The organism is Paenibacillus plantiphilus, from assembly GCF_927798095.1.
In the GTDB taxonomy this organism is placed as follows: Bacteria; Bacillota; Bacilli; order Paenibacillales; family Paenibacillaceae; genus Paenibacillus_Z; species Paenibacillus_Z plantiphilus.
On sequence record NZ_CAKMMF010000092.1, the window covers coordinates 1 to 340 of the forward strand.

The following is a 340-nucleotide window of genomic DNA, read 5'->3' on the forward strand; positions in this document are numbered from 1 at the left end:
CTTGTAGTTGGCTGTGTTCGAAACAATGGCGGCAGCTGTGAGAAGACAAGCAATCCTAGCAATCGATATTTTGGCACGGAGCATGGAAGTGAGGTCGAACTGCTGCCGACGGCGATCAATGTCTTGAGCGGGAACAAGGAACCACTGAAGCTGAGCATTGACGATGCAACAGGAATTACGCTGACCAGTCATAAGAAGCTGACGTTGAATGCGGATGAAGAGATCTCGATCTTTACGCCCAAGCGGGTCATTATTAAGGCAACGAGTCAGCTGATGGCGAATAAGCTGGGCAAGCTAAGCGGGTTTGCGATTGAAAACGAGTACCATTTTCTAGGTGATC

Annotated in this window: 1 pseudogene; it reads left to right on the forward strand. The window is 49.1% G+C overall.

Going from position 1 to position 340, the window contains the following annotated elements:
- A pseudogene (locus tag L6H65_RS26505) lies at window positions 1-340 on the forward strand (HNH endonuclease); the annotation flags it as partial.